Origin of the sequence: Flavobacterium sp. ALJ2 (assembly GCF_015594725.1) — a bacterium.
In the GTDB taxonomy this organism is placed as follows: Bacteria; Bacteroidota; Bacteroidia; order Flavobacteriales; family Flavobacteriaceae; genus Flavobacterium.
Genome location: NZ_JADNRC010000004.1, coordinates 155,528 through 170,807, shown reverse-complemented (window position 1 = coordinate 170,807; position 15,280 = coordinate 155,528). Strand labels below are relative to the sequence as shown.

The following is a 15,280-nucleotide window of genomic DNA, read 5'->3' as shown; positions in this document are numbered from 1 at the left end:
TTTTGTAAGAAAAAATATATTATATTTGTTTTAGAATAATTTACTCTCTTTGAGAGTACAAAAAATTCATTATTCAACAATAACTATGATATAGCTAAATAGTAATTAACGAACTTGAGACTATGGAATGTAATGATAGTTTACAAAAGTAAAATATTTGTTTTTCGAATAAAATATTACATATTTTAATATATTTCTGAATTAGTAAGTGGGAATAAAAAGTGTTTAATAAAAGAAAAACAAATACTAAACCGTAATCAAATTTTTAAATATGCGATTACGGTTTTTTATTTCAACAAGTAAGAAACCTGAATTGAGCCATAAAAATATCCCATATTATCTTTATATTTTAGTTCTTTACTTCTGTAAACAAATGCATAAGATAAATTAAGACTATTCTTTCTGTATTTTAAGCCTGCTTCGGCATTAAAACGAAGCGGAATTAAATTATATGTTACTGGGCTATTATCATTAAACAAACTTCCTTGAATCGTGGCATCATACACTTGGCAATTAATACTAGGAATTGCGTAGAAATAAAATTCACTTTGTTTCAATCCTGGATTAGCATTCATTGAGGCTCCATTAAGATTGGAATCATAAATTGGAACTAGTTTTTTAAAACCGATCCTTGTCATCCACCCTGCTTTTATTCCTGTAAAAATAGTTCCTAGATTAGCTTCTGATTGAAAATTAAAATCTATATAATTGTAATTTGCCTTTGGAAACAACTTGGTAGAATATAAAAAATGTGCTTGAATTGCTAAAGCATTTTGGATTTGATGTTGCCATCCATGAACTGCTCTATATTGGAAAAAATTATGAAATTGCTCTTGCATCTCTTTCCCAAATGAGTTTTTACCAACAAAACCCAATTGAAAATCAACCTTTAATACAGACTCATTTTGATAAAAGGTATTTCGACCTACTCCTGCAAAAAGATAGCCTGCAAATGGTCTATCGTTTAAAGCAATGTCATCAGCGTTTATAGTATGCGGATTATAAATATACTGCCCTAATCGAAACTCAGTGATCTTTTTGTTTACTTTTTCTTTATTGTTCTCTGATAAAAATCTATAAAAAAACTCCAACCCATTTGTATAATACTTATCATTTTTAGATGATGTATATAAATCATTATCTGTAACAAGTCCTATCTCTTGGGTCCTGCTTTGGGCAAAACCAAAAGTTACAATAAAAATCAGAATGATACTTAATGCTTTTTTTGGTATCATTCATAATCAATTTTACCAACGCTACGCATTACTTTTACAATCTTATTTTTCCTTTTATTAATGTAGCTTGAAGATCCTGTTGCTTTAAACTTACGAGGATTTGGCAAAATAGCAGCAATTCCTGCAGCTTGTATAGGTGTAAGGCTCTTTGCGCTCTTGCGGTACCAATGTTGTGCAGCAGCCTCGGCTCCATAAACTCCATCTCCCATTTCGATACTATTAAGATATACTTCCATAATACGCTCTTTTCCCCAAACCAATTCGATCAAGACTGTAAAATAAGCTTCTAGCCCTTTACGGAAATAACTCTTTCCTTGCCATAAAAAAACATTTTTGGCCGTTTGTTGCGATATGGTACTTCCTCCTCTTATTCTTCTGCCGCGCTCGTTACTTTTATATGCTTTTTGCAATGCCTTAAAGTCAAAACCATTGTGTTTTAAGAAAGTTCCATCTTCACTCGCAATAACTGCTTTTTGTAAATTCATGGAAATATTTTCAATTGGCTCCCAATCGTGACTAAAATAATTTTCCTTACCTGTTATTTTGTTTTCAATTCCACGAATTACCATTAAAGGGGTAAAAGGGACAGGAACAAATTTAAAAAGCACCACAAAAAGCAATGAAACTCCAAAGAACCACAAAAGTAATTTGCAAAAAAAACGGACTATTTTACTACCAAATGACCTATTATTCTTTTGGGAAGTTGGTTTAACTTTACTTGTTGTTGTTTTTTTTGGTGCTGCTTTTTTAGTCGCCATTATATTAAATCTGCTAATTCTGTTCCTATTAAACTACCTATTGCTACCCCCATTCCTCCTAATCTAACACCACAAAATACATTTTCTGATAATTGGGTTACAATTGGATTTTTACTATTTCCTACTCCCATTATACCACTCCATCTATGAGCGATATCTATTTTTTGATTTGGTAAAATTACATTTTTCAATAAATCTTCCAATTTATTTTGTATTATTTCTGTATATCCAAATTCGGTTGTGGTTTCTATCTCAAAATCTAGATTTCGACCACCACCTAATAAAATTCTATCGCCTACATTTCTAAAATAATAATACCCTCTATCTAAGTGAAATGTGCCTTTAATTTCTAAATTATGGATAGGTTCTGTAATAAGAACCTGTGCTCTTGCAGGCTTTACTGCTCCATCTGTAAGTTCATTTGCAAACCCATTAGTTGCAAAAAGAATTTTATTTGTAGTAAAAATAAAATCTCCCAATGCAATCTCAACAAGATTTCCTTTATCAAAATAGGACGTAACTGTTTGCTTATTCAAAATCAATATGTTAGCTTCAATTGCTTCTTTCAATAATGCTTGCATCATATTACCAGTATCTATTTGTCCTTCAAAAGGATTAAATACCAAATACTCATGAATACCTTTAAACTCAAAACAATCTGTTTCTTTAGCAAAAACATCTGTCTTAAAAAATGGTTTAAGAATTTCATTTACAAAAGGCAATTTGCTGGAACATTCATTATATCCTTCTTCATCTTCTTTTAAAAACAACTCATATCCTCCATAAGGTTTAAAGTCGATTGCATGATCCCCCAATCGTTTACGTAATAATTGTAGTCCTTTCCAACGTTTTTCAATAAGTTTGACTACATCTTCTTCGGTATGCGATTTCAAATCATCAACTATTTCCGATAGACTACCAAAACAAGCAAAACCAGCATTTTTTGTGCTTGCTCCTTGGGGTAACATTCCTTTTTCGAGAATCAGAATTTTGGCTTTGGGAAATTTTTCGCGTAACCGTAATCCTGCATGTAAGCCCACAATTCCACTACCAACAATAGTAAAGTCTACCTTTGTAAACCAATTTTTAAGTTCCCAATAACTTAATTCCATATTGATATTTTTTATAAAAATAGTATTTTTTTGAGTATTTACAATAAGAAGAGTTTTACAAATTAAGCATTTTATTCAATCTTTTAACAAATATAAATTCATATAACAAAATTGTCCGAATAAAACTTAAAACAAACTCATATTACTCATGTAATTTAACTAATTTCTTAAATCTACGAATTGTCTTTTTATCTTAATTTTAAGAGAATACCTACTGTATTATCATCAGGTTGCTGAAATAAATTTTGTACTTTTAAAATCTTAAAAATTAAGTTTAAATCTATGAAAAAAGCACTATTTACAACCTTAGTAATGATGAGTTTAAGCACCATGGCACAAAATGTAATGTCACCCGAATTATTATGGAAACTAGGACGAGTTACTGCGCTTGGACTTTCCAAAGATGGAAAAAACGTTGTTTATAAGGTTACAACACCATCAATTACTGAAGACAATTCACAATCAAAATATTATTCTCTACCTGTAAATGGTGGGAAAGCAACTGAAGTTTCAGATATAAAAACAATTTTAACTGATAAAAACATTTCTCCAAATGGAAAATTTTTAGTGTATAATGAAGAAGTAAAAATTGATAAAGTTTTAGGAAAAGATTTTTACCCTAACCTGAATAAATCTGATGCACAAATCTATGATGGTCTAGATTATCGCCATTGGGACACTTGGAATGAGGGTAAATTCAATCATGTTTTTTACAAAGAAAACAAAGATGGCGCTACTGGAATTGATCTTTTAAAAGGAGAAAATTTCAACAGTCCTCAAAAACCTTTTGGTGGAGACGAAGACTATATCTGGTCGCCTGATAGCAAAAGCATTTTATATGTAAGCAAGAAAAAAGCTGGAACACAGTATGCAATTTCTACCAATACTGATATTTACGAATACAACCTTCAAACTGGTAAAACAATAAATAGAACGGAGGACAATTTAGGTTATGATATGGCTCCGCAATTTTCGCCAACTGGTAATTTAACTTGGTTGCAAATGAAACGTGACGGATATGAGGCTGATAAAAATGATATTATTGTTGATTTTAAAGGCATGAAAATGAACCTAACTGCCAATTGGGATGGAACTGTAAATAGTTTTATGTGGAGCAAAGATGGTAAGAAAGTCTTTTTTGTGGCACCTATTGATGGTACAAAGCAACTTTTTGAAGTGAACTTTCCTGGATTAACAAAAATTGCTGTAAATGTTCGTCAAATTACAAATGGTAACTATGATGTGAATGATTTAGTTGGTTTTGCAGATGACAATATTATTGTTACCAGATCAGACATGAATCATGCTAACGAAATTTTCTCTTTTAATTTAAAAGAGAACACTTGGAGACAATTATCAGATGTAAATACTAACACATACGAGAAACTTACTTTAAGCAAAACAGAGAGACGTTACGTTACTACAACCGATGGCAAGAAAATGTTGGTTTGGGTAATCTTGCCTCCAAATTTTGATGCTTCAAAAAAGTATCCGACACTTTTATATTGCCAAGGCGGACCACAATCTGCTTTAACACAATCCTATTCTTTCCGTTGGAATTTCTCATTAATGGCTGCCAAAGGTTATATCGTTGTAGCGCCAAACCGTCGCGGGATGCCTGGTCATGGAGTAAAATGGAACGAACAAATTAGTAAGGATTGGGGCGGACAAGTTATGGATGATTACTTATCAGCTATTGATGATGTTGCTAAAGAAAACTATGTTGACAAAACTCGTTTAGGTTGTGTAGGCGCAAGTTATGGTGGTTATTCGGCTTTCTTTTTAGCAGGAATTCACAACAACCGTTTTAAGACTTTTATTGCTCATGATGGTGTTTTCAATACGCAAAGTATGTTTGGAACTACCGAAGAGCTTTTCTTTAACAACTGGGATTTTGGTGGTCCTTACTGGGATAAAAACAATGCAATTGCTCAAAAAGCATATACTACATTTAACCCAATAAACTACGTTGACAAATGGAATAAACCAATCTTAATTATTCAAGGTGGAAAAGATTTCCGTGTACCAATTGGCCAATCTCAAGAAGCATTTCAGGCTGCTCAATTACGCGGAATAAAAAGTAGATTATTGTATTTCCCTGAAGAAAACCACTGGGTTTTAAAACCTCAGAATGCCCAAGTTTGGCAAAGTGAATTCTTTAAATGGTTAGAAGAAACGCTTTAATCTAATTGCTCTTAAATAAGAGAACAAAAACAAGTAAATTAGTTTAAAATAATTTTATACAAAAGCCACAGACATTAAAATAGATATCTGTGGCTTTTTTGCGTTTACTAATTAAAATCATATAACATATTGATTGTGATTTATAAGCCTTAATCAGAAAAAATTAAATAAATTGCGATAAAAAAACCCCAATAATTACAATCTATGGAGAGTAAAAAAAGTTACATTCCGCTCAAAGTTTTTATAAGTTACATCGCATTAGCTTCGCTTGTAATTAGTGTGGGGTGGGTTTTATATTCAGAAAATGTTATTTACTCTAACATAGAAAGTAAAATCGCTTTTGAAAAAACTAAAATTTTAAAAGTAAGTCAGATATTTTCAAATGTATACAAAACTGAAAGTCTGGTTCGAAAAACAATTCAGTCCAATTCTGAAACCGATTTCGAACACTACATCAAAGAATCTGATTACCTACGAATTCGAATTGATTCTTTAAAAAATATAGTTACTACCCAATCTCAAATTGTTTTATTGGATAGTGTGAGTTATTTATTGGCCGAAAAGACTAAAAATATTAGGCAATTAAAATCCATAAAAAACAAAGCTAATGATGAAGTTACAGTAAATAATGCTATTGATGAATTAACGAAACTCGAATTTTCATTACGTAAATTGCAACTTGAGGATTTTGCTAAAAACCCTGAAAAACTAGGAACTTATCAACGCAATGTTCTCCAAAAATATGTTGATTACCTCAATCAGAATATTCCGGACGATAGCACAAATACATTAAGCAAGAAAGCATCTGACTCTATTTTATCAACATCCAAAAAATTATTAAGTTCTGTAAAAAGAGAAACAGAAAAGAAAAAGGAATCGCTCAATTATCAGGAAAACAAATTACTAAAAAATGAAATTTTAATTTCTGAGCAACTCCGAAAAGTACTACGTATAATTGAACGAGAAATTATAATAAACTCCATTAAATATAATACTGACAAAGAAAAATCACTAAAAAAAATCAATCAGATTGTTACTGGTGCTGCCATTGTAGGCCTGCTGCTTACTATCTTTTTTTCTATCCTTATTACGAGTGATTTCTCCAAGACACAACTTTATAAGAAACAACTAGAAATTGCTAATTTCAAAACTAGAAATCTTTTAAAAAGCCGTGAACAGCTCATTTCTACAGTAAGTCATGATCTAAAAACTCCATTGAGCACCATAGTGGGCTATACAGAACTCTTAAGCAATTCTGACATAAATACTAAACAATCGTATTTTATCAAGAATATTAAAAATTCATCCGAATATATATCACAATTGGTACAGGATTTACTAGATTTTTCTCAAATCGAAGCTGGAAAAATTACATTCGAAAAGAAGCCCTTCTTACTTCCTGAAATCATAACTGAGGTTGCTAAAAGTATTCAATCTGTTTACGAACAAAAAGATATAGAACTTATCATCCACGCCGATGAAAAATTAAATCAAAAAATAATTGGAGATTCTTTTCGACTAAAACAAATTTTGAGCAATATCATTGGTAATGCTTATAAATTTACTGAAAAAGGTTTTATAAAAATCAATGCTTCAATTAATGACAATGGAGATTTTGTTATTATAAAAATAGAAGATTCTGGGATTGGAATTGAGAAAAAAAATCAAAATCTAATATTCGAAGAATTTGCTCAAGCTAATGAAAATATTGAAAAAAAATATGGAGGAACTGGCTTGGGGCTTTCCATATCAAAAAAAATAGCTACTCTTTTAGGGGGCGATTTATACCTGAAAAGTGTTTTTGGTAAAGGGAGTACTTTTAAAATTCAGCTTCCATTGGTTTTTGATACCGATCCAGAATCTGAATTAAAAGAAACAACTAATCTAGAAAATCACACTGCTCCTTTAATCTCATATAAAACCGCAATTGTACTAGATGACGACGCTAATTTACTAGGTTTAACGTCTGAAGTTTTAAAACAGCACAATTATACTGTTTTAGCTTTTAACAATGCCAATGACGCCTTAAAAACAATAGAACACACCTCTTTTGACTTTATAATAACTGATATTCAAATGCCTGGAATTGATGGATTTCAATTTTTAGAAAAGTTAAAAGCAAACACCTATTCTCAATACCAAAACCAACCTATAATTGCCTTAACAGGAAGAGATGATTTAGATTTTAAAGTTTATATAGATGCTGGATTTACAACTGTTGTAAAAAAACCGTACTCTCCTAAAACATTACTCAAAACTGTAGTTTCATTATTTGATAGTTCGTATAAAATTGAACCTGAAGATAGTGAGATCAATAACCTTAATTTAGAAAAAGGCTACTCTCTTGATTCTTTAAAATCATTTTTAACCAATGACAAAGAGGCTCTTCAAGAAGTACTTAAGACTTTTATAACATCTACAAAAGAAAACTTAGTAGTTTTAGAAAAAAGTAGCAATAATAAAGAGACTGCCGAAATTAGTGCTATTGCACACCGAATGTCTCCAATGTTCAAGCAAATAAATGCTTTTGAAATCAGTAAGACTTTAGATGATTTAGAACTAAATAAATACTCTGATACAGATTTAGGGGTAATTTTTGATGAATTAAAAACTAAAATCAATTCACTACTTTTGACAATCGAAAAAGAAATAACTTAATCTATATTGTATTGCTTTAACTTATTGTATAAAGTTTTACGGGTAATCTTTAGCATTTTTGCAGCTTCTGACTTATTGTTTTTGGCTTTTGACAAAGCATGAATTATAGCTTCTTTTTCATTTTCAGACAATGAAAAATCATTTGGAACCTGCTTTTGGGTCTGAAAAAACTCTAGTGGTAATACACTAGTTTCTATAAAATCCCCTTGTGACAGTAGCGTTGCTCTCTTGACACAGTTTTGAAGTTCTCTTAAATTTCCAGGCCACCTGTATTTTTGAAAAACTACAGTTACTTCTTCCGAAAAACCAATAATGTTTTTGTTTAATTGTACATTGGCTTTTTCAAGAAAGAAATCTGCAAAAATCATTAAGTCTTCTTCTCTTTCAACCAATGAAGGCGAATGAATAGAAAACTCATTTATCCGATGATATAAATCTTCACGGAAATCTCCTTTTTGTACAGCTTCTCGCAAATCCTCATTGGTTGCAGTTACTATACGAATATCAACATCGATTTCTTTATTACTCCCAACGGGTTTTATCTTTCGTTCTTGCAAAGCTCTCAAAAGTTGAATTTGATTTTCGTAAGAAAGATTTCCAATCTCGTCTAAAAATACAGTTCCTCCATTTGCAGCCTCAAAATAGCCTATCTTATCAGTAATCGCTCCAGTAAAAGAGCCTTTTAAATGCCCAAAGAACTCACTTGCTGCTAATTCTTTAGGTATAGCGCCACAATCTACTGCAATGAAATTATTCCCTTTTCTAGGACTTTGTTCATGAATACTCTTGGCTATGATTTCTTTTCCTGTACCGCTTTCTCCTATTATCAAAACTGACATATTGGTTGGACTAACAAGCTTAATGTGCTCTGCTAATTTCTTTGAAGCTTTAGAAATTCCTTTTACAATCTCAAATTCGGTTGATTTTTTTTGAGGCTTTACTTTCTGTTCTTTTTCTGGAACTATAACTGAATTTTGTAAAGCATTTGAAATCACTAATAAAACTTCTTCTGGATTAAATGGTTTCGAAATATAATCCGCAGCACCATTTTTTATAGCCTTCACAGCAGTATTTACATCTGAATATCCTGTCATTAAAATAACTGGAATTTCTGGATAGATTTTTTTAAATTCAGTCATCAACCCTATCCCATCTGAATCGGGAAGTCTTAAGTCTGTAATAATAAGATCGAAAGATTCATCCTTAATTACATTTCGAGCTTCGGTTGCAGAAAAGGCAGTCACAACTGTGTATGCTTTTTTTGTTAGAAATTTATCTAATAATTTACAAAACGAAATATCATCTTCTATTAATAAAATCTTTGGCATTAGTGTATGGACTTTTCATGCTAAAATAAGACTAAATTAATTGTATTTTCACAAAATTTTGCAAAAAAAAAGAGATTGCAAATGCAATCTCTTCTTAAAAAAAACCTAAACTAATCTACCTAAATTATATTTTTATCCAATTGCCATTAACATCTGAATACACAGTAGCCTTTTGGTCACCAACTGAGATTTCTAATTTGTATTCTTTCTTTTCATTTACATATACCTTATCAAGTTTCACATCCGGATAAGCCTTCTGCAAAGCAGTTTTTACTGCCACTGGCACCGTGTCTTCACTAACTTCAGTGTAGCCATCTTGCGTAATTGCAACTTTAATCACTGGCTCTGTAATTGTTAGATCGACTGCATAAATCGACAGACTCCCTAAAACAATTGCTACGGATAAGATTACTTTTTTCATAATGATATGTTTAAATTTAACTCGTTTGGCTTGTGATCAATTATTTTTTGATCAAATTTCCTAATGCGTCAGAGAAAATAGTATATTTTTTATCGCTATGAACGATTTCTAGTTTATATACATCTTTTTCATTTTTATAAGCTTTTTCCAGTTTCGCATCTGGAAAAGATTTTTCAAGAGTAGCTTTTACTTCTGCAGGAAGTGCATCTGCACTAATCTCTACGTATTCATCCTGAACACTAACTACTTTTACAGTAGATTCTGTAATTGCTACAGTTGTAGCATTAGCTGATAAACCTCCTAATACAATTGCTACGGATAAGATTAACTTTTTCATGATACTAAATTTAATGTTTTAAACTTCTAAATCGAATTATTTTTTAATCCAGTTTCCTGTTGCATCTGCAAAAAGACTTCCCACTTTATCTCCTACTGTTACATCTAGCTTATACTCTTTGTTAGCATTTACATATGCTTTATTAAGTACTGCATCTGGATATGCTTTTTTCAAAGCTTCTGTAATAGCAGCTGGTAACTCTTCAATTTTAATTTCAGTATATTCTTCCTGAACTGAGGTAGTTTTGACATCTACAATTGAAGTTGATAAAGTTGTTGCGAATGAAGATAAACTTCCTAATACGATTGCTGCTGATAAGATTAACTTTTTCATAATGATATATTTTTTATATGTTTTTTTAATTTATTTTTATTTTCTAAATCGAATTATTTTTTAATCCAATTTCCTGTTGCATCTGCAAAAAGACTTCCCACTTTATCTCCTACAGTTATATCTAACTTATACTCTTTATTGGTATTTACATATGCTTTATTAAGTACCGCATCTGGATATGCTTTTTTCAAAGCTTCCGCAATAGCTGCTGGCATTTCTTCTATTTTAATTTCAGTATATTCTTCCTGAACTGATGTAGTTTTAACATCTATAACTGAAGTTGGTAAAGTTGATGCGAATGAAGATAAACTTCCTAATACGATTGCTGCTGATAAGATTAACTTTTTCATAATGATATATTTTTATATGTTTTTTAATTTTTTTGACTTTCTAAATCGAATTATTTTTTAATCCAATTTCCTGTTGCATCTGCAAAAAGACTTCCCACTTTATCTCCTACAGTTACATCTAACTTATACTCTTTATTAGCATTTACATATGCTTTATTAAGTATTGCATCTGGATATGCTTTTTTCAAAGCTTCTGAAATTGCTGCTGGTAATTCTTCTATTTTAATTTCAGTATATTCTTCCTGTACTGATGTAGTTTTAACATCTATAACTGAAGTTGGTAAAGCTGTTGCAAATGAAGACAAACTTCCTAATAGGATTGCGGCTGATAAGATTAACTTTTTCATAATAATAGATTTTAAATTATTTGTATTGTTTTACACTTCAGATAAAGAAATTATTATGCCGTAAAACTAAAAAGACCACAAAACAACATAAACAACTACTAAACACACGATTAGCTGTTAAAATATAAAACCACCGCTAATCGAATAGTGGGTAAAGTGGATATAAAGTGTGTAAAAAATACACATAATTTGATTTTTTAAAATCATACAAATAAAAAAAGCCTCACATTACTGTGAGGCTTTCAATACTATATGTAATAATCTATTCCAAATCTTTCATTTTAAATGTATCCATAAAAGCAGTCGTATAATCTCCTGCGATATAACGTGGATCATCCATTAATTGTCTGTGAAAAGGAATTGTTGTTTTAACTCCTTCGATTACAAACTCATCCAAAGCTCTTCTCATCTTGCTAATTGCCTCTTCACGAGATTGTGCAGTAGTAATTAATTTAGCAATCATTGAATCATAATTTGGCGGAATACTATAACCTGAATACACATGCGTATCTAGACGTACACCGTGACCTCCTGGCATATGAAGCGTAGTAATTTTTCCTGGTGAAGGGCGAAAATCATTATATGGATCTTCAGCATTAATACGACATTCTATAGCATGTAATTGTGGTAAATAATTTTTTCCAGAAATTGGAATTCCTGCGGCAACCATAATTTGCTCACGAATCAAGTCATAATCAATAACTTGCTCTGTAATAGGGTGCTCTACCTGAATACGTGTATTCATTTCCATGAAATAGAAATTTCTGTGTTTATCAACCAAAAACTCAACTGTACCTGCTCCCTCATACTTAATAAATTCAGCAGCTTTTACAGCGGCTTCACCCATTTTAGTACGCAATTCATCTGTCATGAATGGCGAAGGAGTTTCTTCAGTTAATTTTTGATGACGACGTTGTACAGAACAATCTCTTTCTGATAGATGACATGCTTTACCATAAGAATCTCCTACAATCTGAATTTCGATATGGCGAGGCTCTTCGATTAATTTTTCAAGATACATTCCGTCATTACCAAAAGCAGCTAATGATTCCTGACGTGCACTATCCCAAGCTTTTTGAAGCTCTTCTGCTTTCCAAACTGCTCTCATTCCTTTTCCACCACCACCAGCAGTAGCCTTAAGCATCACTGGATAACCGAATTCTTCAGCTAATTTTTGTGTTTGTTCAAATGATTCTAACAATCCGTCTGAACCTGGTACACAAGGAACTCCTGCTTCTTTCATTGTTGCTTTGGCAGAAGCCTTATCTCCCATTCTGTCAATCATTTCAGGAGCAGCACCAATAAATTTGATTCCGTGTTCCTGACATATTTTAGAAAACTTCGAATTCTCAGAAAGAAATCCATATCCTGGATGTATTGCATCTGCATTTGTAATTTCGGCAGCAGCAATAATATTTGACATTTTCAAATACGATAAGTTACTCGGAGGAGGACCTATACAAACTGCTTCATCTGCAAATTTAACATGTAAGCTCTCAGCATCGGCAGTTGAGTAGACTGCAACAGTCTTAATCCCCATTTCCTTACATGTACGAATTACACGAAGTGCAATTTCTCCTCTATTCGCAATTAATATTTTTTTAAACATCTTTTTAAAATTAGATAATTAGATAATTAGATCATATGATTATTAGATTATAGAAAATTTCTAAAATCTAAAATCTAAAATCTAATTTTTTATGATGGATCTACTAAAAACAACGGTTGATCAAACTCAACTGGAGACATATCATCTACTAAAATCTTAACAATTTTACCAGAAACTTCAGATTCAATTTCATTAAATAATTTCATTGCTTCAATAACACAAAGAACATCTCCTTTAGCAATTGTTGAACCTATCTCTGCAAAAGCTGGTTTGTCTGGTGAAGGTTTTCTATAAAAAGTTCCAATAATTGGCGATTTTATAGTAATCAAATTAGAATTTTCTGCTGCAACTGGAACTTCTGTAGTTGTAACTACTGGAGCCGCTTGCTGAGGCACTACAGCTTGTGGCAATGTTGCTTGAGCTGGCAATTGTTGAACATACGTGGTTTCAGTTACATTACCTTCTAAAGTTGTTCTAATGGTGATTTTAACATCATCCATCTCCAACTTTACTTCAGCAACTCCCGAATTTGCTACAAATTTGATTAGGTTTTGAATTTCTTTTAAATCCATAATATTCGTTTTTAGTTTAAATTTATTTTTTATCGTAAGCCCATTTTAAGTAAATAGATCCCCAAGTGAATCCACCTCCAAAAGCGGCAAAAATAATGTTATCTCCTTTTTTGAATAAATGCTCAAAATCGCTAAGTACCAAAGGCAATGTAGCTGATGTTGTATTACCATATTTTTCAATATTCATTAATACTTTTGAGTCTTCTAAATCCATTCTGCTTGCAGTGGCATCAATGATACGCTTGTTTGCTTGATGTGGAACTAACCAATTTACATCTTGATTTGTTAAATTATTTCTTTTAAGAATTAATTCGCTAGCATCAGCCATATTAGTAACAGCATATTTAAAAACAGTTTTCCCGTCTTGTATAATATTATGTCTATTACTTTGAACTGTTTCTAAAGTAGTTGGAATTAAAGATCCTCCTGCTGGTATTTTCAAAAAATCACGACCAACTCCGTCACTTCTCAAATATTCATCTTGCAATCCTAAACCTTCATAATTAGGTTCAAATAATACTGCTCCTGCGCCATCTCCAAAAATAATACAAGTAGATCTATCAGTATAATCTACTATCGAAGACATTTTATCTGCTCCTATTAGTAATACTTTTTTGTATCTACCTGACTGAATATACGCTGCTGCTGTAGACATTCCGTAAAGGAAACTAGAACAAGCCGCTTGTAAATCATATGCAAAAGCATTTGTTGCTCCAATTTCTGTTGCAACGTAAACTCCTGTAGAAGCTACTGGCATATCTGCTGTAGCTGTTGCCATTATTATCATATCAATCTCCAAAGGATCAATATTCGCTTTGGCTATTAAATCTTGTGCTGCTTTTATAGCAAGGAATGAGGTTCCTTTATCAGTATCTTTAAGAATTCTTCTTTCTTTTATTCCAGTGCGGGTAGTAATCCATTCATCATTAGTATCCACCATGGTTTCTAAGACTTTGTTAGAAAGTACAAAGTCTGGAACATAAGCTCCAACAGCGGTTATTGCGGCTGTGATTGTATTCATTATATTCAATTATTTCCTTCCAAATACTAGTATTTGAATAATTTTTAAAAGACTTGAAAATTACAAAAAAAATTCTAAACGTATTGTCTTAATTTTCTTAAATAACGAAAATTATAATCAACAAAAAAAACTCTCACATAGTGAGAGTTCTAATATCATTTACAAAAATGTATTAAGCAACAGCTACAGATTTATCTATAACAACTTGCCCTCTGTAGTACATTTTCCCTTCATGCCAGTAAGCTCTGTGGTATAAATGTGCCTCCCCAGTAATAGGGCATGTAGCGATTTGAGCTACAGTAGCTTTATAATGTGTTCTTCTCTTATCTCTTCTTGTTTTCGAGATTTTTCTCTTAGGATGTGCCATTTTACTATATTATTTATCCGTTAATAGTTTCTTTAATTTGTCCCAACGAGGGTCAATATCTTCTTCTTTTTTACTCTCTTCTTTTTGTTCTTTTATAGTTAATTCATTCAGTTTATCTAAAGCTTCTGTTTTTAAACTTCCGTCTTTAATTCCTGGATGAATCCTTTTTAGAGGTACCGAAAGCGCAATCATTTCGTAGATATATTGTGCAATATCTATTTCAAATTCACCGTATGGCAGAATAAGCAACTCTTCATTATCATTATTAAAAGCTTCTCCAAAACGAACTATCAACTTCATACTACCTTTTAAAGGCAAATCAAAGTCTTCGCTTGTTAAGTCACATGGCACATTTACAGTACCTTTGTGCTTGAAACTCAACTCTAACATGTTGCTTTTCTTCTCTAAAATTACATTTACTTTGATATCTGAATTTTGAAATTCTTCATAATCAAAGCTCTCAAAGAACACATTACTTATTTGATACTCAAAATGGTGTTTACCTAACTTTAATCCTACGAATGGAATTAAATATTCTTTTGTCTTGCTCATTTCAACATCATTTTTCCTAATTCATATTCTGAACCGCAGAAGTCTGAATCGGGGTGCAAAGATATAAAATTATTGTAAAACTAATAATCTTATTCA

16 protein-coding genes are annotated in these 15,280 nt (G+C 31.5%); 2 read left to right on the top strand and 14 right to left on the bottom strand.

Translation table 11 applies throughout. The annotated features are described in order from the left end of the window. Positions 1–287: 287 nt before the first annotated feature. From IUY40_RS06315 to IUY40_RS06305, 3 genes are read right to left on the bottom strand one after another with little or no spacing between them, the layout of a single operon-like run. Positions 288–1,235: a lipid A deacylase LpxR family protein gene (locus IUY40_RS06315; RefSeq protein WP_195736015.1), complete on the bottom strand. Its 948-nt coding sequence runs from the start codon at positions 1,233–1,235 to the stop codon at positions 288–290. After that, positions 1,232–1,993: a monofunctional biosynthetic peptidoglycan transglycosylase gene (gene mtgA, locus IUY40_RS06310; protein ID WP_195736014.1), complete on the bottom strand. Its 762-nt coding sequence runs from the start codon at positions 1,991–1,993 to the stop codon at positions 1,232–1,234. The genes IUY40_RS06315 and mtgA overlap by 4 nt, the downstream gene beginning before the upstream one ends. Continuing rightward, entirely contained in the window at positions 1,993–3,105 is a 1,113-nt protein-coding gene (locus IUY40_RS06305) for an FAD-dependent oxidoreductase (protein WP_195736013.1), read from the bottom strand. The genes mtgA and IUY40_RS06305 overlap by 1 nt, the downstream gene beginning before the upstream one ends. A 282-nt stretch (positions 3,106–3,387) precedes the next feature. Here IUY40_RS06305 and IUY40_RS06300 point away from each other — a divergent pair, with 282 nt between their 5' ends. Next, the gene (locus tag IUY40_RS06300; protein ID WP_195736012.1) at positions 3,388–5,289 is read left to right on the top strand and encodes a S9 family peptidase; all 1,902 of its coding nucleotides are present in this window, start codon (positions 3,388–3,390) and stop codon (positions 5,287–5,289) included. A gap of 204 nt (positions 5,290–5,493) precedes the next feature. Then, positions 5,494–7,947 (top strand): ATP-binding protein, encoded by a 2,454-nt coding sequence (locus IUY40_RS06295; protein ID WP_195736011.1) that lies wholly within the window; start codon positions 5,494–5,496, stop codon positions 7,945–7,947. Here the strand turns inward: IUY40_RS06295 and IUY40_RS06290 are convergent. The 11 genes from IUY40_RS06290 to IUY40_RS06240 form a co-directional block, all read right to left on the bottom strand. Further along, a complete protein-coding gene (locus tag IUY40_RS06290; protein WP_195736010.1) occupies positions 7,944–9,275 on the bottom strand; it encodes a sigma-54 dependent transcriptional regulator in 1,332 nt (443 codons plus the stop codon). The genes IUY40_RS06295 and IUY40_RS06290 overlap by 4 nt on opposite strands. A 124-nt stretch (positions 9,276–9,399) precedes the next feature. Beyond that, positions 9,400–9,696, bottom strand: coding sequence for a hypothetical protein (locus IUY40_RS06285; protein ID WP_195736009.1), 297 nt, complete (start codon positions 9,694–9,696; stop codon positions 9,400–9,402). A gap of 40 nt (positions 9,697–9,736) precedes the next feature. Next, positions 9,737–10,033 (bottom strand): hypothetical protein, encoded by a 297-nt coding sequence (locus IUY40_RS06280; RefSeq protein ID WP_195736008.1) that lies wholly within the window; start codon positions 10,031–10,033, stop codon positions 9,737–9,739. 36 nt (positions 10,034–10,069) lie between these two features. Continuing rightward, entirely contained in the window at positions 10,070–10,366 is a 297-nt protein-coding gene (locus tag IUY40_RS06275; RefSeq protein WP_195736007.1) for a hypothetical protein, read from the bottom strand. Positions 10,367–10,419: 53 nt separating this feature from the next. After that, entirely contained in the window at positions 10,420–10,716 is a 297-nt protein-coding gene (locus IUY40_RS06270; RefSeq protein ID WP_195736006.1) for a hypothetical protein, read from the bottom strand. A gap of 50 nt (positions 10,717–10,766) precedes the next feature. Then, positions 10,767–11,063: a hypothetical protein gene (locus tag IUY40_RS06265; protein WP_195736005.1), complete on the bottom strand. Its 297-nt coding sequence runs from the start codon at positions 11,061–11,063 to the stop codon at positions 10,767–10,769. Positions 11,064–11,325: 262 nt separating this feature from the next. After that, on the bottom strand, positions 11,326–12,672 hold the full coding sequence (gene accC / locus IUY40_RS06260) for an acetyl-CoA carboxylase biotin carboxylase subunit (protein ID WP_195736004.1): 1,347 nt from the start codon (positions 12,670–12,672) through the stop codon (positions 11,326–11,328). An 89-nt stretch (positions 12,673–12,761) separates the two neighbouring features. Further along, the gene (gene accB / locus IUY40_RS06255) at positions 12,762–13,244 is read right to left on the bottom strand and encodes an acetyl-CoA carboxylase biotin carboxyl carrier protein (RefSeq protein ID WP_195736003.1); all 483 of its coding nucleotides are present in this window, start codon (positions 13,242–13,244) and stop codon (positions 12,762–12,764) included. 22 nt (positions 13,245–13,266) lie between these two features. After that, positions 13,267–14,265 (bottom strand): beta-ketoacyl-ACP synthase III, encoded by a 999-nt coding sequence (locus IUY40_RS06250; RefSeq protein ID WP_195736002.1) that lies wholly within the window; start codon positions 14,263–14,265, stop codon positions 13,267–13,269. A 172-nt stretch (positions 14,266–14,437) separates the two neighbouring features. Continuing rightward, positions 14,438–14,632 carry a 50S ribosomal protein L32 gene (gene rpmF / locus IUY40_RS06245; protein ID WP_007137315.1) on the bottom strand — a complete coding sequence of 65 codons (195 nt, stop codon included), beginning with the start codon at positions 14,630–14,632 and terminating at the stop codon, positions 14,438–14,440. Between the two features lie 9 nt (positions 14,633–14,641). Further along, positions 14,642–15,184, bottom strand: coding sequence for a DUF177 domain-containing protein (locus tag IUY40_RS06240; protein ID WP_195736001.1), 543 nt, complete (start codon positions 15,182–15,184; stop codon positions 14,642–14,644). Between the last annotated feature and the right edge of the window lie 96 nt (positions 15,185–15,280).